The organism is Microbacterium sp. NPDC080005, from assembly GCF_040702445.1.
Lineage (GTDB): Bacteria > Actinomycetota > Actinomycetes > Actinomycetales > Microbacteriaceae > Microbacterium > Microbacterium oleivorans_D.
Genome location: NZ_JBFBLD010000002.1, coordinates 935,965 through 957,499, shown reverse-complemented (window position 1 = coordinate 957,499; position 21,535 = coordinate 935,965). Strand labels below are relative to the sequence as shown.

The window sequence follows — 21,535 nt, the reverse complement described above, 5'->3', positions numbered from 1 at the left end:
CCGAAGGTCACCCATGACCGGCACGCGCACCCCCGACTCCGACGAGGGCTTCGGCCTCGTCGAGGTGGTCGTCGCGATGCTGCTGTTCGCCGTGATCGCGATGGCAATCCTCCCTCTCGCCGTGCAGGCGACCACGCTGAGCGCCGGCAACCGCGACCGCGTCGCCGCGAACGCGTTCGCCTCGTCCGAACTGGCCGCGATGCGGGCCCGGTTCCCCGACGAGGCCGCCAACTCCTGCGCCGCCGTCCGCGCGGCGGCGACGACGACCGTCGATCCCGCCGACACCGGCCTCGTCGCCCGCTCCTCGGCGGCGAGCTGCCCGACCGCCTACCCCGCCGCCCTCACCGTCACCGTCGACGTGCGGGACCCTGCGGCATCCGACCCCGCCGCCGCCCTCGTCACGATGGCGACCAAGATCGTGGTGACCGCCCCGTGACGGGCGAGCCGGCGGAGGACGACGCGGGCATGACGCTCGTCGAGCTGATGATCGCCGTCTTCGTCGGGTCGGTCCTGCTCGCACTCGTCGCGACCATCCTGGCCACCACGCTTCAGGCGACCGCGGCGACCCGTGACCGCGACCTCGCCACCGGGCGGGTGCAGGCGATCAGCACCTCGCTGACCACCAGCCTCCGCACCGCCGCCTCGGTCACGGTCGAATCGCCCGCTGCGGGCGGTGCGGTGCTGCGCGCCCTCGTGGCCACGGGCGAGTCGGGTTGGACGTGCCGCGCCTGGGCGGTCACCGACCTCGAGACAACGGATGCCGGTGGCCGCCGCTCCGGCGCGGACGGTCTCTTCGAGCTCCGCACCCGCTCCTACGCTCCTCTGTCGGCCGCCGCGTCGCCGCCGCAGCCGACCGCAGCGTGGGGCGCGCTCGCCGAGAGCGTGAGACCTGCGGCTCCGGGAGCGGCCTACTTCACCGTCGCCGCGGGTCGCGCGTCGTGGAATCTGGCCGTGTCGACGTCGCAGCAACCTCGCCTGAGTTCCGGCGACTCGGCATCCGTCGCGGGTTCGGCCGTCGTCCGTGCCCGCCACGAGGGGACCGCGCGATGCTGGTGAGCCGCACGCGGGCCGACGACGACGGCGCAGCCCTCATCACGGTGATCATCGTCGCGCTCGTGCTCGGCCTCATCGTGGTGACGCTGTCCGCCGCGGTCGTCAACACGACGGCCACGGCCGTCGGCGTCCGCGGCAGTCTGCAGGCCCAGTCGGCCGCAGACGCCGGCATGGCGGCCGCCGTCGCAGCGGCCAAAGCGGACGAGGTCTGCGCGACCGAGGTGCCTCCGGGCGACATCCCCGGCAGCGGCGGCGGCGCGTCCTACACCGCGACCGTCGTCTGCGACGAGACCCGGAGCTCGGTCACCCTCACCGCCATCGGCACGGCGGACGGTTCGTCCGCGACCGTCCGCACCGTGTACAGCCTCGTCCCCGAGACGACCGAGGTCGTCGATCCGTCGCTCACGCCCGTCGGTCTGGTGCTCTACGAGGGCTCGACCATGGGGCAGGTCACCCTGCTCGCCCACGGCGGCAACGAGCCGCAGATCGTGTCGGTGAAAGGACCATTCGGCTGCCGGCTCACGATCCCGGGCAACCTCATCGTCGGCGGCGATGTCACGTCGTCGGACGGCTGCAACATCACGGGCGACCTCTACGCCGCGGGCAACGTCACCTTCAACGGCGGAGCGACCACGGTGCTGGGCGACATCCTGGCGGCCGGCACCGGGACGTCCAAGATCAACAGCACGGTGGGGCGGGCGGGAGGCCCGCGCTCGAGCGTGCGGGTCAACGGCGCCCTGGACCTCCTGTGGAGCGGCGCGCCGTTCCGCGCCGACGCGACCGCGCGAGGGGAGGTGACCGTCAACGACCGCGTGATCGAGGGCCGCGTCACGCTGCCGACGGCGCACTCGCCGTCGATCAACGGCGGCCGCATCGACGGCGGTGTCGTGAAGAGCGATTCGATCAGCCCCGTCCCAGCTCCGGGCCTGCCCGGCTGGTTCGACTACGTCTACCGGGCATCCGACTGGCCGGGCGCTGCCGTCATCACCCTCCGTGACGTCTCGACGATGTCGACGGATTCGTGCCGCTACTTCAACGAGAACAACGGCACCTTCGCCAACCAGGGATGGAAGGACCTCGCCAACTACACCGGCACGGTCGTCGTGGACGGCCGTGCCTGCAGTCAGTTGACCTCGAACGCCGGGGGCAGCCCCGCGCCGACGATCAAAGCGTCGAACGTCGTGCTCCTCGCCAAGAAGTTCAACACCACCGGCCTGACGATGCGATCCGCCGCGGGCGCCGCGCCGAAGGTGTTCTTCGTCACCGAGGACACGGTGGCCGACGGCAAGCCCTCGTGCCCGCTCGGGGCGACGGCGACCAACTTCGACACCAACGGCGCCAACCTCGAGGGCGTCCGCTCACTGGTCTACACCCCCTGCCGGCTGTCGGTCTCGGGCGGCGGCGTGCTGCTCGGGTCGCTGTACACGAACGGCTTCAACTCGGGCGGGCAGATCACCATCAAGGGCGAGCTCATGGGCCTGCCGGGCATGGCCCCTCCCGACGGCGGGTACGGCGGGACGCCCGTCGTCGTGGAGACCGGGGACTACGCGCTCGGCACCGTCGTCTCACGGCGGGACGTGGGGGCACGATGACGCCGCTCTACCTTCTCGTGCCGTTCGTCGCATCCATCGGCGTCCTGGGCCTCGTCGTCGGGTCGTTCCTCAACGTCGTCGCGTACCGGCTCCCCGCCGGCCACTCCCTGCTGCGCCCGAGCCGCTGCCCGGGCTGCGGAGCGCGGGTGCTGTGGTGGCAGAACGTCCCGGTGCTGTCGTGGATGCTGCTGCGCGCCCGCTGCGCCTCGTGCGGCGGCACCATCTCGGTGCGCTATCCGCTGGTCGAACTGACGACCGGCCTCGCGTTCGCCGCGGTCGCCCTGTGGTGGTCGGCGACGACAGCCGCGGCGCCGGCACCCCTGCCCGCCCGACTGCTCGTGCTCGCCGCGTTCCTGTGGTTCGCCGCGTGCGGCATCGTCCTGACGCTCATCGACCTGGACACCCGGCGGCTGCCTCACGCCGTGACGGGACCGGCACTGCTCGTCGGCGCGATACTCCTCCTCGCGGCGTGCCTCGCGGGAGCCGACTGGGGAGCCCTGCTGAGAGCGGGCCTCGGCGCGGTCTCGCTGTGGGGGTTCTACGCCGCGCTGAGGTTCATCCGTCCGGACGGAATGGGAGGCGGAGACGTCCGCCTCGCCGCGGTCGTCGGCCTCATGCTCGGCTGGCTCGGCTGGGGACCACTGCTCGTCGGCGCATTCGCCGCGTTCGTCGTCGGTGGAACCGTCGGCATCGCCCTGATGGCCCGCGGGCGCGCCGGTCGGCGGACCGCGATCGCCTTCGGACCGTGGATCGTCGTCGGCGCGTGGATCGGGGTCTTCGCCGGGGACACCCTGAGCACGGCCTACAGCTCGCTGTACGGAGGAGCATGATGGCGAAGACGCAGGTGGCGCTGGAGATCACGGAGGCGGGTGTCCGCGCCGTCGAGACGACGATCGGCCGTGCGCCGGTGATCATCACCGCCGGCGAAGTGGCGCTGCCGCCCGGCGCGGCGAAGGACTCCGAGATCCTCGATCGGGACGCCGTGGCCGTGGCACTCCAGCGCCTGTGGGCGGATGCCCGCATCTCGAGCCGCGAGGTGGTGCTCGGTGTCGGCAATCGCCGCATCCTCGTGCGGGAGCACTCCACCCAGCTGAGCAATCCCGATCACATCCGGCAGGCGCTGCCGTTCGAGGTCCAGGACCGTCTGCCCGTCCCCGTCGATCAGGCCGTACTGGATTTCGTGCCGACGCGGCAGGATGCAGAGGGCGTCCACGGCCTGCTCGTCGCAGCGGTCGCGGAGCACATGGAGGAGCTCGTGGGCGCGCTCGCGCACGCCAAGCTGCGCGCGACGTCGATCGACCTCCTCGCCTTCGGCTACGCCCGCGCCCTGGCGGCTCTCGGGGCGCCGGGCGAGACCGGGCTGTTCCTCGGGATCGGCGAGCACACGACCCACATCGTGGTGGCGACGGACGGGGTGCCCAGGTTCGTCCGCGTGGTGCCCCTCGACATCGTGCCCGCCGGGGACCCCGACGCGGACACCCCCCACGGACCCCCGACTCCCGACGCCGAACCCGCGCTGCGCCGGACGAGGCGGGCCGCTGCCGTCGGACCGCGAGCACTCGACCCGGACGTCCAGGCGGCGCTCATCGAGCTGGTGGGCCGCCTTCGGGGGACCGTGAACTTCTACCGCGACCGCCCCGACGCCGTGCCCATCGACCGTGCCTGGATCGCCGGACTCCACGCCGACCACGAGCGCCTGGTCGACGCCGTGGCCCGCGTCACCGAGACGCCGGTCGCACCCGTCGTCGCGACCGACCTCATCGCGACCTCGCGGACCTTCGCCCTCGCACCCGAGCTCGCCACGCGGATGGCCGGCACGGCGTCGCTGCTCCTGGGAGGCATCCGGTGACCCTTTTCGCCTCGCGCACCCCCAGCCTCCGGGTCGGGTCACTGCCTCGCGTCGACCTCCTTCCCCCCTCCGAGATACGACGGCGCGACACCCTCGCCCGCGCACGCCTCTGGTTGCTCGTCGGCCTCGCGTGCACGGGCGTCGCCGTGCTGGCCATCGCCGGAGCCTTCGCCTACAAGATGACCGCGGACCTCCGACTGGCGACCGAGCAGTCCCGCACCGCCGCTCTGCTCAGCGGCATCGCGGAGCTCTCCGACGTCAGCGAGGCCCTCGCCGACCGCACCGCGCTGCAGGGGATGCGGCGGGACGCCATGGCGGGCGACCTCGAGTGGCGTCGTGTCGTCGAGCTCGTCGCCGACCGACTGCCCCCCGGCGTCAGCATCACCGGCTACAGCCTCGACGCCGGACCCGCTCCCGTCCCGGACGGCGACCCGGCGACGGCGACGGGCGTCTCGGGCACGATCACCTTCACGAGCCCCGCCCCCATCGACTTCGTGCAGGTGACCCGTGACGTCCGGTCGTCGACCGGGATGCGGGCCGCCGACGTGGAGGCGCTGACCTCGGCGGAGGACCTCTTCACCTACTCCATCCGCGTGGACCTCGATCAGACGGTGTATTCGGGCGACTACGACGAGGAGGCCGCGCGATGACCAAGCAGCTCGTGAACCTGATCGGCGCCGCCGCGGCCGTCGCCGTGCTCGTCCTGGGAATAGTCGTGTGCGCACTGCCCCTGCTGTCGGCGGCGGGAACGACGGCCTCCGCCGCCGACGACGTGGCGCAGCAGAACCGCACGCAGGAGATCCTCCTCGACACGCTCCGCTCCCAGTCGGCCGACATGGCGGCGCTCGATGCGGATGTCGAGGGTCTGCGGGCGGCGATACCCGCGGCGCCCCATCTCGACGACGTCCTCTACCTGGCCCTCAGCGCGGCGGAGGCGCACGGGGGCCGTGTCACCACCCTCACGCCGGCGACGGCGGAGCCCTTCGCGATCCGGTCCGAGGAGGCGACGGATCCGGCCGGGGCGGCGAGCGCAGCTGACGCCCCCGCGGAGGCGGGCGGTGCCGAGCCGGGCGGGCAGACGGCGGCAGAGACGCCGGAGGCGACGGCAGCCGGGGCCGCATCGGACCCGTCCGCTCCCATCCAGATCGCGGTCACCGTCGTGATCGAGGCGGCCGACGTCGACGCCGCGACCCGCGTGCTCGACGCCCTCCGGGCAGGGCCCCGCGCCGTCGCCGTCACGCAGGCGAGCGTGACGCAGGCAACGGAGGACGGCGTGACGCTGACGGCGACGGTGCTCGCGTTCTCGAGTCCCTGACTACTGGGCGCCCAGCTGGTCGTACATGGTGAACATCGGCATGTAGAGCGCGACGACCATGCCGCCGATCAGCAGGCCGAGGATCGTCATCATGATCGGCTCGATCATGCTGGTCAGCTGTTCGGAGGCCGCGTTGACCTCGGTCTCGTAGAAGTCCGCGATGCTCTCGAGCATGTCGGGCAGCGATCCCGACTCCTCGCCCACCGAGACCATCTGCGCGACAAGAGGCGGGAAGACCGCCGCCTTGGCGAGCGGCGCCGAGAACGACCGCCCGAGTCGGATGGACTCGCGCACGCTCTGCAGCGCGTCTTCGACGGCTTTGTTGTTCGCCGCCCTCCCGACGAGATCGAGCGCCTGCATGAGCGGTACGCCGGCCTTCAGCATCATCGAGAGGTTCCGCGCGAAGCGGGCGACGGCGATCTTCGTCACCAGGGAGCCGAACACCGGCATCCGGAGCAGGAAAGGGTCGACGATGCCGCGGAACCGATCGGTGTTCTTGACCCGCTGAGATCCGACAGCCCCGGCGATGGACAGGACGATCAGCACGGGGAGGATCCAGGCCATGTTCCGAGAGAGCACGACGAGGATCTGCGTCGGCACCGGGAGCTCGCCGCCCATGCTGGCGAACATGCCCTCGAAGATGGGCACGACGAAGGTGATCATCGCGATGACCCCGATGACGGCGATGACGAGGACGATGAGCGGATAGGTCATCGCGGACTTGATCTTCTGCTGCAGATCGACGTCGGAGCGATAAGAACGGGCGATCGCGTCGAGCGACTCCGCGAGGAATCCGCCGGTCTCTCCGACGCTGACGAGGCTGACCAGCAGGGGCGGGAAGACCGCGGGCTGCGCGGCGAGCGCCGCCGAGAACGACCGTCCGGACTCGATGTCGCTCTGCACGGCGACCAGAGCCGAGGCGAGCCGCTTGTTCTCCGTCTGGTCGGCGATGATCGACAGGGCGCGCATGAGCGGCAGGCCGGCGTGGATGAGGCCGGCGAACTGCTTGGCGAAGACGGCCAAGTCCTTCGTCGCGACGCGACGCTCGAACCCGGGTAGCGAGATCTCGCGGTTCAGCCCGGTCTTCGACAGCGGCACGACGCTGAGGGGCGTCAGCCCCTGCGCCTTCAGCTTCGCGATGACGGCACTCTGGCTCGCCGCTTCGAGCGCGCCTTTGGCCTCGCCGCCGGCGGCGCTCACCGCGCGCCACTGATACTCCTCGAGGGGCACGTCACATCCCCCAGTCGTCCTCTGCCGGGCGCGCTGCGCTCGGGGAGGCGGCGGCGAGCCACGCTTCGGCGTCGTAGTCGCGAGGTCGGACGCGCACGTCGTCGAGCGCATGCGCGTCGGTGAGGTAGTGGCGTGCGACGGATGCCGCGACCTCTCCCTCTTCGACGAGTCGCTTCAGCGACTGGTCGAGCGTGTGCATCCCGTGCCCCTCGCCGGCCTGCATGGCGTTGTACAGCTGCGAGATCTGGTTCTCCCGGATGAGGTTGGCGACGGCGGGTGTCGACACGAGCACTTCGGTCGCGATCACCCGCCCTCCGCCCTGAGCCTTGGGAAGCAGGGTCTGGCTGATGACACCCTGGAGCGTGTCCCCGAGTTGGCTGCGCACCTGATTCTGCTGATGGGCGGGGAAGGCGTCGACGATGCGGTTGATGCTCTTCGCCGCGCCCTGCGTGTGAAGGGTCGACAGGACGAGGTGGCCCGTCTCGGCGGCCGTCAGCGCCGTCGAGATCGATTCGGGGTCCCGGAGCTCGCCGATGAGGATGACATCGGGGTCCTGTCGCAGGACGCGCCGCAGCGCCTCGGCGAAGGACCGGGTGTCGGAGCCGACCTCTCGCTGGTGGACCAGCGAACGACGACTGGTGTGCACGAACTCGATCGGATCCTCGACGGTCACGATGTGATCGGGCTTCGTAGAGTTGATGACGTCGATCATGGCCGTGAGCGTCGTGGACTTCCCCGACCCGGTCGGACCCGTCACGAGGACCAGGCCTCGTGGCCGGAGTGCCAGGTCGCGCGCCACAGCGGGAGCGCCGAGCTCGTCGAGGCTGAACGCCCGCGAAGCGATGAGGCGGAAGGCCGCCGCCACCTGCCCGAGCTGCCGGAAGACGTTCACGCGGAAGCGCCCGACGCCCGGGACGGTGTACGACAGGTCGACCTCGCCGGTGGCCCGGTAGTCCTCGCGGTGCGACGGACCCATCGTGGCGAGCAGCTCGTCCAGGAGCACAGCCGCCGGGATGGCGTCGGTGAAGCCGCGGACGGACGTGAGATCCCCGTCCAGGCGTTGCAGCGCCGGAGCGTCGGCCGAGAAGTGCGTGTCGGACGCCCCGGCCGCGGCGGTCGCGCGGAGGATGCCGTCGAGCAGGCTCCCGCCGGCCACGGCATCCGCTCCGGTCGACGGCGCGCCGCCTCGTAGCCTCAGTTCAGACTGTGACACGCAGAACCTCCTCGATCGTCGTCAATCCTTCGAGCACCTTCGCCCACCCGTCCTCTCGCAGCGTCGTCATGCCCTGCGCCAGCGCGAGCTCGCGCATGTCGGACCCCGCGGCCTGCGTGACGACGAGCGCCTCCATCTCGTCCGTCATCGCCATGACCTCGTGCACGCCGACGCGCCCCCGATACCCCGTGCCCGAACACGCCGGGCACCCGGCGGCCCGGTGGAGCACCGGCGGGTCGGCGGGGTCGTGCGGTACGCCCAGACGGGCGAGGACGGCCGAGTCCTCTCGGTAGGGCTGGCGGCACGATGCGCACAGGCGACGCGCGAGCCGCTGCGCGACGACCGCCGACAGCGCCGTCGCGACGAGGTAGGGCTCCGCGCCGATCTCGGTGAGGCGGGCGACCGCTCCCGGCGCGTCGTTGGTGTGCAGCGTCGAGAGCACGAGGTGGCCGGTGAGCGCCGCCTCGATCGAGATGATCGCGGTCTCGGTGTCGCGGATCTCGCCGACCAGCACGATGTCGGGGTCGGACCTGAGGATGCTGCGCAGCGCCGCCTGGAAGGTGAGGCCCGCTTTCGCATTGACCTGCACTTGGTTGATGCCGGGGATGCGGTACTCGACCGGGTCCTCGACGGTGATCACGTTGACAGCGGGGTTCGAGACCTCGCGCAGCGCCGTGTACAGCGTCGTGGACTTGCCGGAGCCGGTGGGGCCGGTCACGAGCACCATGCCGTGGGGCCGGGTGATCGCGCTGCGGAACCTGTGGAGGTTCGCGCGGCCCATCCGCAGATCGGCGAGCGACAGACTGACGCCGGTGTTGTCGAGGATCCGCATGACGATCTTCTCGCCCCACACCGTCGGGAGGGTGGCGACCCGGAGGTCGATCTTGCGTCCGCTGTGGGTGACCGACAGCCGACCGTCCTGGGGGCGGCGACGCTCGGCGATGTCGATGGCCGCCATGATCTTCAGTCGCGAGATCACACCGTCCTGGATGTTCCGGTCCGCGCGCTGCATCTCGTGCAGGACGCCGTCGATGCGGTACCGGACGGTGAGGTGGGCTTCGCCGGGCTCGACATGGATGTCGCTCGCCCGGTCGTCGATGGCCTGCGTGATCAGGAGGTTGACGAACCGGACGATCGGCGCGTCGCTGTCCTGATCCTCGATGTCCTCCGTCGCGGCGGCGTGCGTCGCGGCGGTCTCCTCGAGGGTCGCCGAGAGGTCGGACAGTTCCTCGTCCGAGCGGACGTACCGCTGGAAGGCGGAGTGCAGGGCGTCTTCGGCCACGACCACGGGCTCGACGCGGAGATCGGTCAGCGTCGCGACGTCGTCGAGCGCGATGATGTCCGTCGGGTTGACCATCGCAAGGACGACGCGGTCGCCGGTCCGTTCCACCGGAAGGACCCGATACTTGCGACTGAGGGTTCCCGGGAGCAGCGCGACCACGGCCGGGTCGAGCTGAGCTGCGCCGATGTCCAGGAATCGGTGGCCGGTGTGGCGCGCGACCGCCTCCCCGAGCTGGCGGGAGGTGACCAGCCCGCGATCGACCAGCTGGCGCATGAACTCGTCCGTCTCGCCATGGGTCGCGAGCAGATCACCCAGTTCCGAGGCCCGGACGGCTCCGGTCAGGACCAGAGTCTGCGCAATTCCCCTCACGATCCACCTCCGGACGACTCCTCAACGTTAGGTCGGCCCCCGCGATCACCGCCCTCCGGGCCCACCAATCTGAGCAAGAACTGCTCGACTTGAGCAAAAGCTGAGGAAGTCGTTACCGGCGGGGCTGGTGGGAGTTATGAGTCGTCTGAGAAAAATGAGAATCTACTCATGTTCATAGAGTGCGTCGTCGGCGAAGCCGGCGATCGACGTTCGCCCCCCAGCGCCGAAAGACACTCCCGCATGCGACCCATTGCCGCTCATCCGTTGTCGGACCCCCACGCACGGACCGCCCTCGTGATCGATCCCGATGCCTCCCTCCGGAATGCACTCGTCACCACGCTGCGTCAGCAGGGTTTCGTCACGCAGGAGTCTGGCGACGGCTACAGCGGGATCGTCGTCGCCCAGCGTCAGCGACCCAATCTGGTCGTCGTATGCACCGACCTCCCCGGCATCGACGGCTTCGAGACCGTACGCCGGCTGCGCGAGTTCTCCGACGGCTTCGTCCTCGTCCTCGCCGACGACGATTCCGAGTCGGCGGCAGTCGAAGCCTTCCGCTCCGGCGCGGACGACTACGTCGTCAAGCCGTACGGGCCCTACGCGCTCCGAGCGCGAATCGACGCGTTGATGCGGCGCTCCCGCTCCCTCCTTCCGACGACGGCTGTGCTGTCCGACCCGACCGTCATCGAGCACGGTGCTCTGCGCCTGTTCCCGGGGTCACGACGAGTGGACATCGCCGGCGTCGAGTGCGAGCTGACGCGCTCCGAGTTCGATCTGCTCCACACGTTCCTGCGGGCCAAGGATCAGGTGTTCAGCAAGTCGTCGCTCGCGCTCATGCTGCGTGAGAGCCAGGGCCAGAGTGGTCACCACATCACCGCTCATGATCGGCACGCCGTCGAGGTCCACATCATGAACCTGCGCCGCAAGCTCGCCGACGACCCGCGTGCGCCGCAGTGCATCGAGACCGTCCGCGGATTCGGCTACCGGCTGGCGCCCCTCGGCGTAGCGAGCACGGTCCTGGTGCAGGCCGCGGCCGGCTGAGTGGTGGGGAACCGCCGGGTGACGTCCGCGTCACCAGGAGGACCGGTGCGCGGGGTAGTGTGCGCCTCATGACGCGTTCCACCGGCGGGACGCCCGAAATCCCCGCCACCGCCGACAGCGGCGCTCTGCCCGTGATGTTCCAGGACCTCAAGGAGCGCCCCGTCGCCCGGAAGAGCGTCGTGTCGTGGGCGATGTGGGACTGGGCGACGCAGCCCTTCAACTCGGTCATCCTGACCTTCGTCTTCGTGTCGCTGTACCTCGTGTCCGACACGTTCCTGCCCGAGGACGTCGCCCGGCTCGCCGATGACGACCCGATCAAGGAGTCCGCCCTCGCCGAGCTCTCGAGCGGATATGGCCTCGTCTCGACCCTCGCGGGGCTCGCGATCCTGCTGCTGGCGCCCATCCTCGGGCAGGTCGCCGACCGCAAGGGCCGCAAGAAGCGCTGGTTGCTGATCGCGACCGCCGTCCTCGCGCTCCTGCAGTTCGGCCTCTTCTTCGTGTTCGCCGAACCGTCGTTCTTCTGGGTCGGCGCGATCCTCGTCTCCCTCGGAGCCGTCGCGTCCGAGATCGCCGGCGTGAACTACAACGCACTGCTGGTGAGCGTCTCGACGCCGCGGACGGTCGGCAAGGTGTCGGGGCTCGGCTGGGGACTCGGCTACATCGGCGGCATCCTCGCCCTCGTCGCGGTCGTCGTGCTGAACGCGGCCGAGTGGTTCGGGCTGGACACGTCGAACGGGCTCGCCTACCGCCTCATCGCGGTCGGCTGCGCCGTGTGGACGGTCGCCTTCGCGATCCCGCTGTTCCGCAACGTTCCGGAACCTCCTGCCCCCGCCGGCACGCCTCCGCTCGGGTTCACGGCGTGGTTCCGCGAGTTCTTCCGTTCCATCAGGGACCTGTTCCGCTCGCACCGCCCCACGGCATGGTTCCTTCTGGCGAGCGCCGTCTACCGCGACGGCCTCGGCGGCGTCTTCGCCTTCGGCGGTGTCCTCGCCGCCGTCGCCTTCGGGTTCTCGCCGAACGAGGTGATCCTCTTCGGCATAGCCGCCAACCTGGTCGCCGGGATCTCGACCGTCGTCGCCGGACGCCTCGACGACCGGTACGGCGCCCGCGCGATCATCCTGGTCTCGCTCAGCGGCCTCGTCGTCACCGCCCTGGCCGTGTTCCTGCTGCACGACGCCGGCAAGCTGCCGTTCTGGATCCTCGGGCTGCTCCTGTGCGCCTTCGTCGGCCCCGCCCAGGCATCGACCCGGTCGCTCCTCGCACGGGTCACGCCCGAGCACATGCAGGGCGAGGTGTTCGGGCTGTACGCGACGACGGGCCGCGTCGTGAGCTTCCTCGCCCCCGCGATGTGGACGCTCTTCATCGCCGCCTTCGGGGCGACCTACTGGGGCATCCTGGGCATCGCGATCGTCCTGGTGCTCGGACTCGTCCTCATGCTCTTCGTCAAGCTGCCCCGCCCCGCTCACCTGCGCTGAACGACCGCGAGCCGACGCATTCGGCATCCATCCGCAGCGGATGAGCGCCGTTCGCGTCGGCTCGCGAGCGGATGCCGGGGGTCAGCGCTCGGCGCGAGCGAGGTTCTCGCGCAGCTCGTCGGCGTTCTGCCGCACGACGTAGGCCGGCTGGTCGCGCTCGACGCGCCAGCTCTCGTCCAGCCCGCCGACGTTGACGGTGTCGAAGCCGAAGTCGTCGTAGAGCCGGGTGATGAAGGTCACGCCGTCCTGCGATTCGCTCGCGGTGGCGAGGGCGCGGCGGTTCGGCGAGCCGGCCGGCGCGCCTGTCGTGGCGATGTCGGCGGCCGGGATGTGGTTGAAGCCCTTGACGACGGTCGACTGCGGCAGACGCTCCTGCAGCATGCGCGACGTCGTGGTCTTCTTCTCGTCGAGCTCGGCGATGTGCCCGTCGCGCTCCCAGTAGTAGTTGTTCGTGTCGACGACGATCTTCCCGGCGAGCTCCGCCACGGGCAGGTCGTCGATCGCCTTCAGCGGCACCGTCACGACGACCCACTCGCCGAAGGCGGCGGCCTCCGCGGCGGTCATCGCCTGCGCGTTCTCGCCGAACTCGGCCACGAGTTCCGCGAGGGTCTCAGGGCCGCGAGAGTTGGCGATCGCGACCTGATGGCCCTGCGCGACCAGCACCCGTGCGATGGCCGAGCCGATGTTTCCTGCGCCGATGATTCCTACGTGTGTCATGTGTCGAGGAAACGCCACGACACCGTGGGCATTCCCGAACGGGGACTGGGGATGCCGATCACTCCCCGATGAGCACGCTCCACGTCGAGCCGACCACGGCCTCGATCCGCTGGTCGCCGCTGCGGAACGTGCGGGCCCCCTCGGCATCCGTCGAGCGGGCCCTCGCCCGCGCGGAGGTGACGACGCCGTCGGCGTCCCAGGCGAGGTCGATCTCGATGCCGGGGCGCGCGACGAGGCCCCGCACCGAGCCGCCGCCGAGAGCCGCGGGCAGCGCCGGGAGCAGGTCGATCGTGTCGCCGTGCGACTGGAGCAGGCACTCGGCGAGCCCCGCCGTGTAGCCGAGGTTGCCGTCGATCTGGAAGGGCGGGTGCGCGGCGAGCATGTTGTCGTACAGACCGCCGGACTGGTCACCGCGATCAACGGACATGTCGCGGAAGACCAGCTCGAGCAGCGCGGCGACGCGTTCGGGCTGGCCGAGCCGGGCGCGGAGGGCGATCTTCCATGCGAGCGACCAGCCGGTGGACTCGTCCTCGCGCAGGTCGAGGAAGCGGGATGCCGCGGCCGCGAGCTCGTCCGTCAGCGGCTCGGTCCCGGGGTAGACGAACACGAGGGGCGAGAGGTGACGGTGGCGCGGGTCGACCGCCTCGCGCCCGCCCGGCCATTCGGCGATCGTCCCGTCCACGACGGGGATCTCGGGGAGCTGTGCGCGGGCCTCGATCGCCTGGGCGACGAGCGGATCGTCCTCCTGGCCCACGAGATGCGCGGCACGGACGAAGGAGTCGAGGTGGGCGCGCAGCAGGACGACGTCGAGAGTCGCCGACTCCGAGACGGCCGCCGAGCCGCCGCTCGCGGTGCGGAAGACGTTCTCGGGCGAGGTCGACAGCGCAGTGCCGCGCAGGCCCTCCTCCGACACCGTCGTCCAGGCGAGGGCGAAGGCCGTCGCTCCCCGCAGCAGCCGGAACGCGCGCAGGCGCTCCGCGCGGTCGGTCACACCGAACGCCTCGCGCTCGGCGAGGTGCAGGCCGAGCCAGAGACCCGCCATCGGCCAGAAGGCCCACGCGGCGTCGTGCCGGCCGTCGCCGACGGGCTGGGTGTAACCCCAGGCATCCGTGTTGTGGTGCGCGACCCAGCCGGGGGCGTCGTACAGCCGGCGCGCGGTCTCCCCGCCGCTGTCGGCCAGCGCGTCGAGCAGCCCGAGGAGCGGCTCCTCCGTCTCGCTGAGGTTGGTCGTGTGCGCCGCCCAGTAGTTCATCTCGACGTTGATGTTCGTCGTGTAGTTCGAGCTCCACTCGGGGCGGACGTCCTGGTTCCAGATGCCCTGCAGCGTCGCCGGCAGGCCACCCGGCCTCGAGGAGCAGACGAGCAGGTACCGGCCGTAGTGGAACAGCAGCGCCGCCATGCCGGGGTCGCGCGCCACGTCGACGGCGCCGCCCTCGCCCAGCGCCCGGAGCCGTTCGGCGGTGTCGAGGTCATCCGCCTCGGGCGCGGGCGCGAGCGTCAGCTCAGCACGGTCGTAGAGGCGGGCGTGGTCGCGCAGCTGCGCGGTGCGCACCTCGTCGAGACCGTCCGAGAGGGCCGCGTTCACGAGCTCGGTCGCACGTCGCGCCGCGGCGCGCTCGGTGCCCTCGGGCATCCGTCCCATCCCGGTGAAGGTCGTCGCGGTCGCGAGGACGATGGTCACCCGCGTAGCGCGCAGGACCCGACCGCCGCGGACGAGGGTGCCATCGGTGAGGATCCGCAGGTGCAGCGCTCCGCGGACCGAGGGCGCATCCTCGTCGTAGACGATCGGCTGGTCGACCTCGTCGTGCGGCGGCGTCACATCCGACGGGACCTGGACGAGCAGCGTCGTGGCGGCGTCGTTCTCGACGCGTCCGAGTTCGCGCAGGGGGGTCTCGAGCTCGACGCGCACGTCGATCGGGTCATCGCTCTCGAGCTCGTGGACGAGCACCTGATGGGGCGCGCTGATCCACGTGCGGTGATGCACGCGGTTGCCGTCGAGGCCGCCGTCGGCCGAGTGCGTCGCGGTGGCCAGATCGAGTTCTCGCCGGTACCCGGTGAGCTCGGCGGCATCCGCCCCGTCGATGCGCAGGCGCAGATCGGCGAACGGCAGGAACGACTGGGCGTGACGGTGCTGCAGGCGGCGCACGAGCACGTCCGCCTCGTCCTCCCTGCCGTCCGCGACGGCCTCGCGGGCGGCAGCGAGCGCGTCTCGGGCCTGTTCCGCTGTGACGAGCGGCGCCGCGAGCTCACTGGCCGGACTGCCCGACCACGCGGTCTCATCGTTCAGGCGCAGCAGGGCGTCGGCGACGCCGCCGAAGCACATCGCGCCGAGAGCTCCGTTGCCCAGAGGCAGCGCCTCGTTCCAGGTCTCGGCGGGACGGCGGTACCACAGCACGTGCTCGGTCATGGGGTTTCCTCTCGGCCGGTGACGGCCGGATGCCGCAGCGGGGGGATGCGGGGCCGCGACGGGCATCGGCCCTCGCGCGCGGGATGCGCGCCGGCGAGGGCACCGTTCCGACGATAGACGGTGCCGCGGCCGGCCTTGCGCCCCCGGCATCCGTCTGCTTTTATCTCAGAGTAAGACGAAAAGGCGGGGAAGGGAATCCGTGAGCGGCGATCGGGCAGCGGCGAGCAGGGGCACGGCGACCAACGCCGACGTCACCCGCATCAACCGCACCGCGATCCTCGACGCCCTCGCGGCCGGCCCCCTGGGCCGCGCCGAGCTCGTCGCGGCCACCGGACTCGCGTCGGCGACCGTGCACCGCCTCTGCGCCCGCATGGTCGACGAGGGCCTCCTCGGCGTCGAGCGCGACAACGGCGGCATCGGTCGCCCGACCCACCGCTACCGGCACCTCGGCGAGGCGCGCACGGTCGTCGCGGTCGACGTCACCTCCGCCGTCGCGCGCGGGGCGCTCATCGACCTGAACGGTGAGATCCGGCACACCGATGTCCGGTCGCTGCAGGATGCCGACGGGCATCTCACGGCCTCCTCCCGCCTCGAGGGGGTCGGCATGCTCGCCGAGCGCCTCGTCCGCGCCGCCGCGGACCTCGGCAGCCCCGCCCAGGGGGTCGGCCTGTCCGTCCCCGGCGTCGTCGGGGCCGACGGCTCCGTGAGCGATTCGGTCGAGCTCGAGTGGAACGGGCTCGCCGCCCGCGATCTGCTCCAGGCGCGCACGGGACTCCCGGTCGTGGTCGAGAACGACGCGAACGCCGTGACGATCGGCGAATGGACCCGCGGCGCCGGGCAGGGCACCGGCGACCTCGCCGCCCTCGTCTTCGGGATCGGCGTCGGTGCGGGGATCGTCTCGGGCGATCGCCTCGTCCGCGGTGCGGGCGCCGCAGCCGGCGAGATCGGCTACCTCATCACCGATCCGCAGGCCTTCGCCGTACCCCGGGCGGCCGGCGGCGACCTCGAGACGCTTGTCCTCAGCCTCGGGGCCGCCCGCGGCGAGGCATCCACCATGGCCGTCCTCGACGACGAGAGCGCCGCCGGCGGCGAGCGGGCCGAGCGACTGCTCGATCACATCGCGATGTCCGTCGCCGCCCTGTCGGTGATCCTCGACTGCCGCGTGGTGATCCTTGCGGGCCGTCTGCCGCGGCGCACCGATCTGCTCGTGGACGGTGTCACCCGGCGCCTCGACGGACGCATCCCCCGGCCGCCCGCCCTGGTCGTCGGGGCGCTCGGCGAGGACGCCGCCCTCGTCGGCATCGGGCAGCTCATCATCGACCACGTGAAAGGGGCGGTGTACCTTGCCTGACCTCACCGAGACCACCGGAACGCTCGTGGGTGTCGACGTCGGGGGGACGAAGACGCACCTGCGCGCACGCGTCGCCGGCGAGACCGTCGATCGCATCGTGCCGAGCGAGCTCTGGCGCGACGGCGCGATCTTCGACGACCTCGCGAACTTCGATCGGCTCGCGCGGCTCGTCCTCGACACGGTCGGCGCCGTCCCCGAGGTGACGATCGTCGGCGCACACGGCATCGACAGCACGCGGCAGAGCCTGCAGGCGACGGCCCTGCTCGGGGAACGGATGCCGGGGCACGTCGAGATGCTGAACGACGGCGTCCTCCTCGCCCCGGCGATGGGACTCGAGTCCGCCGTGTGCGTCATCGCCGGCACCGGATCGGTGATCGTCGGCTTCGACGCCGACGGCGCGCCGGTGACCGCAGACGGCTACGGCTGGCTCATCGCGGACGATGCGAGCGCACCCGGCATCTCGCGGCGCGCGGCCGTCGGTCTGCTGCGCGCCGTCGACCAGCGCGGAGCGGCGGCGATGACCGACCCGCTCGGGGCTCGATTCCTCGCCGCGTTCGAGGCGGTCGACCACGTCGACCTCGCGCTGCGCTTCCAGGCCGGAGCGAGCGAGGCGTCCTGGGGCAACTTCGCGCCGCAGGTGTTCGCGGCCGTCGCGGACGGCTCGACGATCGCCCGCGAGGTCATCGCCGCCTCGGCGGTCCACCTCGCCGAGGCGGTCGTCGCCGTGCGTCGTCGCGGGGCGCGTGGCTCAGACGTCATCGCGGCGGGCGGCGTCATGACGGCGCAACCGCTGCTCGCCGACCTCCTGCGCACCGAGCTGAGGACCCGAGACGGTGCGCTCCGCCTGCATGTGCTCGACGAACCACCCGTCGTCGGCGCCCTCGCCCTTGCGGCCGCCCGCCGCGACCAGCTCTCCCCCCGAAAGGTGCTCTCGTGAGGATCCTGCTCTCCCCCGATGCCGCCGGCGCCGGCGAGATCGCTGCGGCGATCGTCGCCACCTCGACCGCCGACCGGCCCGCCCCCGTCCTCGGCGTCGCGACCGGGTCGAGCCCGCAGCCGCTGTACCGCGCCCTCACCGCGCGTGTGCAGAACGGCCTCGACCTGTCGCGCGCCGCGGCATTCGCGCTCGACGAGTACGTCGGACTGCCGGTGGACCACCCCGAGAGCTACCACTCCGTGATCGCGCGCGAGGTCACGGAGCCCCTGCGCCTCGACCCCTCGCGTGTGCACGTCCCCGAGGGCGCCGCCGCCGACCCCGCCGAGGCCGCCGCGCGCTATGAGGCGGCGATCGCCGAAGCCGGCGGGGTGCATCTGCAGATCCTCGGCATCGGGGCCAACGGCCACATCGGCTTCAACGAGCCGGGCTCCGCTCCTGACTCGCGCACGCGTGTCGTCGAGCTGGCACCGCGCACGGTCGCGGACAACAGCCGCTTCTTCGACGGCGACGCCGGCCAGGTCCCCACCCACGCCCTCACGCAGGGGATCGGAACCATCCTCGATGCCCGCGAGATCGTCCTCATCGCGTGGGGCGAGTCGAAGGCCGACGCCGTCGCCCGCGCCGTCGAGGGCCCGCAGACGGTCGACCTGCCGGCATCCTTCCTCCAGCGGCACGACCGCGTCACCCTCGTCCTCGACGCAGCCGCCGCGTCGCGACTGAGCCCCGCATCGCTGTCCGCCGAGGTCGCCCCGTGACGACGTTCGACGTCGCCCGCATCGGCCCCGGCGAGGGCTCGCTCGCGCCGCGCACGCGCCTGCGCTCCGACGCGCCCACGCAGTCGCTCGACGGACCCTGGCGGTTCCGCCTGTCGCCCTCCCCCGCCCTGGCCCCGCAGGACGACTGGACGTCCGGCGCGACCGACGGCTGGGACGAGATCAGCGTCCCGTCGCACTGGAACATGAGCGGGTTCGGCACCCCTGCCTACTCGAACGTGCAGTTCCCGTTCCCCATCGACCCGCCTTACCCGCCCGATGAGAACCCGGTCGGTGACTACGTGCGCCGCATCGACGTCGACGACGCGATCCGACGGGTGACGGATGCCGGGGGCCGCGTCGTCCTGCGCTTCGACGGCATCGAGTCCGCCGCCGACGTGTTCGTCAACGGCAACCGCCTGGGCTCGACCCGCGGCAGTCGGCTCACGCACGAGTTCGACGTCACCGACGCGCTCACCGGCGAGGGCGACGTCGTCGCGGTGCGCGTGGCCCAGTTCTCGGACGGCACGTACCTCGAGAACCAGGACATGTGGTGGCTGCCGGGTGTCTTCCGCAGCGTCGCCCTGCTCGCCCGCCCCGCCGGCGGCATCGACGACGCCGTCCTGACCGGCGACTTCGACCACGAGACCGGGCACGGCACGGTCGAGGTGACGACGTCCGCCGACGCTGTGCTCGAGATTCCCGAGCTGGGGATCCGCACGGATGTCGCGGCGGGCCGCAGCACCGTCGACGCGGGGGCCGTCGAGCCCTGGTCCGCCGAGACGCCGCGCCTCTACGACGCGACCCTCCGCACGGCATCCGAGACCGTGTCGGTGCGTGTCGGCTTCCGCCGCGTCCGCGCCGAGGGCGGCGTGCTGACGCTCAACGGACGACCGATCATGCTGCGCGGGGTGAACCGCCACGAGCACGACCCCGAACGCGGCCGCGTGCACACCACCGAGCTCGCCCGACGCGACCTCGTGCTGATGAAGCAGCACAACATCAACGCCGTGCGCACCTCGCACTACCCGCCGCATCCGGAGTTCCTCGACCTGACCGACGAGCTCGGCCTCTACGTCATCGACGAGTGCGACCTCGAGACTCACGAGTACGAGTACGTCTCGTGGCGCGGCAACCCGAGCGACGACCCGGCGTGGGAGGCATCCTTCGTCGACCGCATCCGCCGCACCGTCACGCGCGACCGCACCCACCCCAGCGTCATCATGTGGTCGCTCGGCAACGAGTCCGGCGCCGGCTGCAACATCCGGGCGATGGCGCGGTGGGTGCGCGAGAACGACACGACCCGCCTCCTCCACTACGAGGGCGACCGCTCGAGCCGCGACACCGACGTGTATTCGCGGATGTACGCGTCGCACGACGAGGTCCGCGAGATCGGCGAGGAGGCCGAGGCGATCCCGCCCGCCGACATCGGCGCCGCCGAGCTCCGCCGCCGCTCGCTGCCGTTCGTGCACTGCGAGTTCGGTCACGCGATGGGCAACAGCCCCGGCGGGGTGAAGGAGTACTGGGACCTGTACGAACGGTTCCCGAGGCTGGCCGGCGGCTTCATCTGGGAGTGGGTGGAGCACGCGATCGCGATCGAGGACGAGCATGGCCGACGCGCGTTCCGCTACGGCGGGGACTTCGGCGAGTCGGTGCACGACCACAACTTCGTCATCGACGGACTCATCAGCGCCGACCGCGAACCCCGTCCGGGGCTCGTCGACTACGCCGCGATCATCGCGCCCGTCGTGATCGGGGTGGATGCCGACCGTCGCCGCATCCGGCTGCAGAACCGCTACGACCACGTCGACACCGACCGCCTGGCCTTCACCTGGCGGCGCGAGCTCGACGGAGAGGTCGTGGCCCAGGGCGAGCTGGCGGTCCCGGCCGTCGGACCGCGAGAGCGCGGCGAGGTCGCACTGCCCGTCGAGGCCCGGTCGGTGTCCGGGTCGCGCGTCGCCGATGTGCTGACCGTCGCCGCCCGCCTCCGCGACGAGACCGAGTGGGCCCCCGCCGGACACGTCGTCGCGACCGGTCAGCACGTTGCGGCCGGCGTCCCGCGGGTCGGCCCCGGCACCTCTCCGCGCGCCGACGAGTTCGACCGGCGTGGCCGGCCGCTGCGCCTCGGCTCCCTCGACGTCGTCGAGGGCCCCGGCATCGGGATCTGGCGCGCGCCGACCGACAACGACCTGTTCCCCGGCTGGGACGAGCCGACTCTCCCGCCCATGGCGGAGCGCTGGGCGCTGGCGCGGATCGACCGGATGCAGACCCGGGTGCGCGGCATCGACGCGGATGCCGCGGCCCTGACCGTCGACACCCGCGTCGGCGCGCCGTCGTTCGACAGCGGCGTCGATGCGCTCTGGCGCTGGTCGCGTGTGCCCGAAGGGCTGCTGCTCGAGCTGGACCTGCGCAGCATCGGCTCGTGGGACAACTCGTGGATCGAGAAGGCGCCGTTCTCGTGGACCGTCGACTGGGCGCGCCTGGGCGTCGACGTCGCCCTCGCCGGCGCGCCGCTCGGCATGGACTTCGCGGGCCTCGGTCCCGGACCCAGCTACCCCGACACCGACTCCGGCGTGCACTTCGGCTGGTTCGAAGCGGGCGCCGACGATCTCGTGACACCCCACGTCCGCCCGCAGGAGAGCGGGTCGCGACGCGGTGTGCGCACGGCTGTCATCCGCACCACGCAGGGTGCCGTGCGGGTGAGCGTTGTCGGCGGCGAGGCGCTGGACGCCGGCGTCGCCCTCACGGTGTCACCGTGGGACCGCACGACGCTCAGCTCGACCTCGCACGCGTCGCTGCTGCCCGAGTCGACCGCGACGCACGTCTCGATCGACATCGCACAGTCCGGGGTGGGGACGGCGACCTGCGGTCCGGGCGTCCTGCCGCGGTACCGACTGCCCGCGCGCGACGCGTCGTTCGCGCTGCTGTTCGAGACCGTCTGAGTCCGGGGGCGGG

18 protein-coding genes are annotated in these 21,535 nt (G+C 71.7%); 13 read left to right on the top strand and 5 right to left on the bottom strand.

The window, feature by feature from the left end; genetic code table 11:
• Positions 1–13 precede the first annotated feature (13 nt).
• From AB0259_RS11475 to AB0259_RS11445, 7 genes are read left to right on the top strand one after another with little or no spacing between them, the layout of a single operon-like run.
• Positions 14–436 carry a prepilin-type N-terminal cleavage/methylation domain-containing protein gene (locus AB0259_RS11475; protein WP_251583360.1) on the top strand — a complete coding sequence of 141 codons (423 nt, stop codon included), beginning with the start codon at positions 14–16 and terminating at the stop codon, positions 434–436.
• On the top strand, positions 433–1,056 hold the full coding sequence (locus AB0259_RS11470; protein ID WP_366221587.1) for a prepilin-type N-terminal cleavage/methylation domain-containing protein: 624 nt from the start codon (positions 433–435) through the stop codon (positions 1,054–1,056). The genes AB0259_RS11475 and AB0259_RS11470 overlap by 4 nt, the downstream gene beginning before the upstream one ends.
• A complete protein-coding gene (locus AB0259_RS11465; RefSeq protein ID WP_366235827.1) occupies positions 1,053–2,645 on the top strand; it encodes a hypothetical protein in 1,593 nt (530 codons plus the stop codon). Before AB0259_RS11470 ends, AB0259_RS11465 begins: the two co-directional genes overlap by 4 nt.
• Positions 2,642–3,475, top strand: a complete 834-nt coding sequence (locus AB0259_RS11460) for a prepilin peptidase (RefSeq protein ID WP_366221589.1) — start codon at positions 2,642–2,644, stop codon at positions 3,473–3,475. The genes AB0259_RS11465 and AB0259_RS11460 overlap by 4 nt, the downstream gene beginning before the upstream one ends.
• Positions 3,475–4,494 (top strand): pilus assembly protein PilM, encoded by a 1,020-nt coding sequence (pilM, locus tag AB0259_RS11455; protein ID WP_366221590.1) that lies wholly within the window; start codon positions 3,475–3,477, stop codon positions 4,492–4,494. The genes AB0259_RS11460 and pilM overlap by 1 nt, the downstream gene beginning before the upstream one ends.
• Entirely contained in the window at positions 4,491–5,144 is a 654-nt protein-coding gene (locus tag AB0259_RS11450; RefSeq protein ID WP_366221592.1) for a hypothetical protein, read from the top strand. The genes pilM and AB0259_RS11450 overlap by 4 nt, the downstream gene beginning before the upstream one ends.
• Positions 5,141–5,809: a hypothetical protein gene (locus AB0259_RS11445; protein ID WP_366221593.1), complete on the top strand. Its 669-nt coding sequence runs from the start codon at positions 5,141–5,143 to the stop codon at positions 5,807–5,809. Before AB0259_RS11450 ends, AB0259_RS11445 begins: the two co-directional genes overlap by 4 nt.
• Here the strand turns inward: AB0259_RS11445 and AB0259_RS11440 are convergent, their stop codons facing one another.
• From AB0259_RS11440 to AB0259_RS11430, 3 genes are read right to left on the bottom strand one after another with little or no spacing between them, the layout of a single operon-like run.
• Positions 5,810–7,039 carry a type II secretion system F family protein gene (locus AB0259_RS11440; RefSeq protein ID WP_366221594.1) on the bottom strand — a complete coding sequence of 410 codons (1,230 nt, stop codon included), beginning with the start codon at positions 7,037–7,039 and terminating at the stop codon, positions 5,810–5,812.
• Between the two features lies 1 nt (position 7,040).
• Positions 7,041–8,252 carry a type IV pilus twitching motility protein PilT gene (locus AB0259_RS11435; RefSeq protein ID WP_366221596.1) on the bottom strand — a complete coding sequence of 404 codons (1,212 nt, stop codon included), beginning with the start codon at positions 8,250–8,252 and terminating at the stop codon, positions 7,041–7,043.
• Positions 8,239–9,903 carry an ATPase, T2SS/T4P/T4SS family gene (locus AB0259_RS11430; protein WP_366221598.1) on the bottom strand — a complete coding sequence of 555 codons (1,665 nt, stop codon included), beginning with the start codon at positions 9,901–9,903 and terminating at the stop codon, positions 8,239–8,241. The genes AB0259_RS11435 and AB0259_RS11430 overlap by 14 nt, the downstream gene beginning before the upstream one ends.
• A 240-nt stretch (positions 9,904–10,143) precedes the next feature.
• Between AB0259_RS11430 and AB0259_RS11425 the strand changes: the two genes are divergently transcribed.
• Both AB0259_RS11425 and AB0259_RS11420 read left to right on the top strand, forming a co-directional pair.
• The gene (locus AB0259_RS11425; RefSeq protein ID WP_366221600.1) at positions 10,144–10,941 is read left to right on the top strand and encodes a response regulator transcription factor; all 798 of its coding nucleotides are present in this window, start codon (positions 10,144–10,146) and stop codon (positions 10,939–10,941) included.
• A gap of 68 nt (positions 10,942–11,009) precedes the next feature.
• Positions 11,010–12,416 (top strand): MFS transporter, encoded by a 1,407-nt coding sequence (locus AB0259_RS11420; protein WP_366221602.1) that lies wholly within the window; start codon positions 11,010–11,012, stop codon positions 12,414–12,416.
• An 81-nt stretch (positions 12,417–12,497) separates the two neighbouring features.
• Here AB0259_RS11420 and AB0259_RS11415 read toward each other — a convergent pair whose 3' ends face one another.
• Entirely contained in the window at positions 12,498–13,133 is a 636-nt protein-coding gene (locus AB0259_RS11415) for an NAD(P)-binding domain-containing protein (protein WP_366221603.1), read from the bottom strand.
• Positions 13,134–13,191: 58 nt separating this feature from the next.
• Positions 13,192–15,540 carry a glycoside hydrolase family 95 protein gene (locus AB0259_RS11410; RefSeq protein ID WP_366221605.1) on the bottom strand — a complete coding sequence of 783 codons (2,349 nt, stop codon included), beginning with the start codon at positions 15,538–15,540 and terminating at the stop codon, positions 13,192–13,194.
• A 199-nt stretch (positions 15,541–15,739) separates the two neighbouring features.
• On the opposite strand from AB0259_RS11410, the gene AB0259_RS11405 reads away from it, so the two are divergent.
• The 4 genes from AB0259_RS11405 to AB0259_RS11390 are packed head-to-tail and all read left to right on the top strand — an operon-like array spanning position 15,740 to position 21,522.
• Positions 15,740–16,891: an ROK family transcriptional regulator gene (locus AB0259_RS11405; RefSeq protein WP_366221607.1), complete on the top strand. Its 1,152-nt coding sequence runs from the start codon at positions 15,740–15,742 to the stop codon at positions 16,889–16,891.
• A complete protein-coding gene (locus AB0259_RS11400) occupies positions 16,884–17,828 on the top strand; it encodes a BadF/BadG/BcrA/BcrD ATPase family protein (protein ID WP_366221609.1) in 945 nt (314 codons plus the stop codon). Before AB0259_RS11405 ends, AB0259_RS11400 begins: the two co-directional genes overlap by 8 nt.
• Positions 17,825–18,583: a glucosamine-6-phosphate deaminase gene (gene nagB / locus AB0259_RS11395; protein ID WP_366221611.1), complete on the top strand. Its 759-nt coding sequence runs from the start codon at positions 17,825–17,827 to the stop codon at positions 18,581–18,583. The genes AB0259_RS11400 and nagB overlap by 4 nt, the downstream gene beginning before the upstream one ends.
• Positions 18,580–21,522, top strand: coding sequence for a glycoside hydrolase family 2 TIM barrel-domain containing protein (locus AB0259_RS11390; protein WP_366221612.1), 2,943 nt, complete (start codon positions 18,580–18,582; stop codon positions 21,520–21,522). Before nagB ends, AB0259_RS11390 begins: the two co-directional genes overlap by 4 nt.
• Positions 21,523–21,535: the final 13 nt, after the last annotated feature.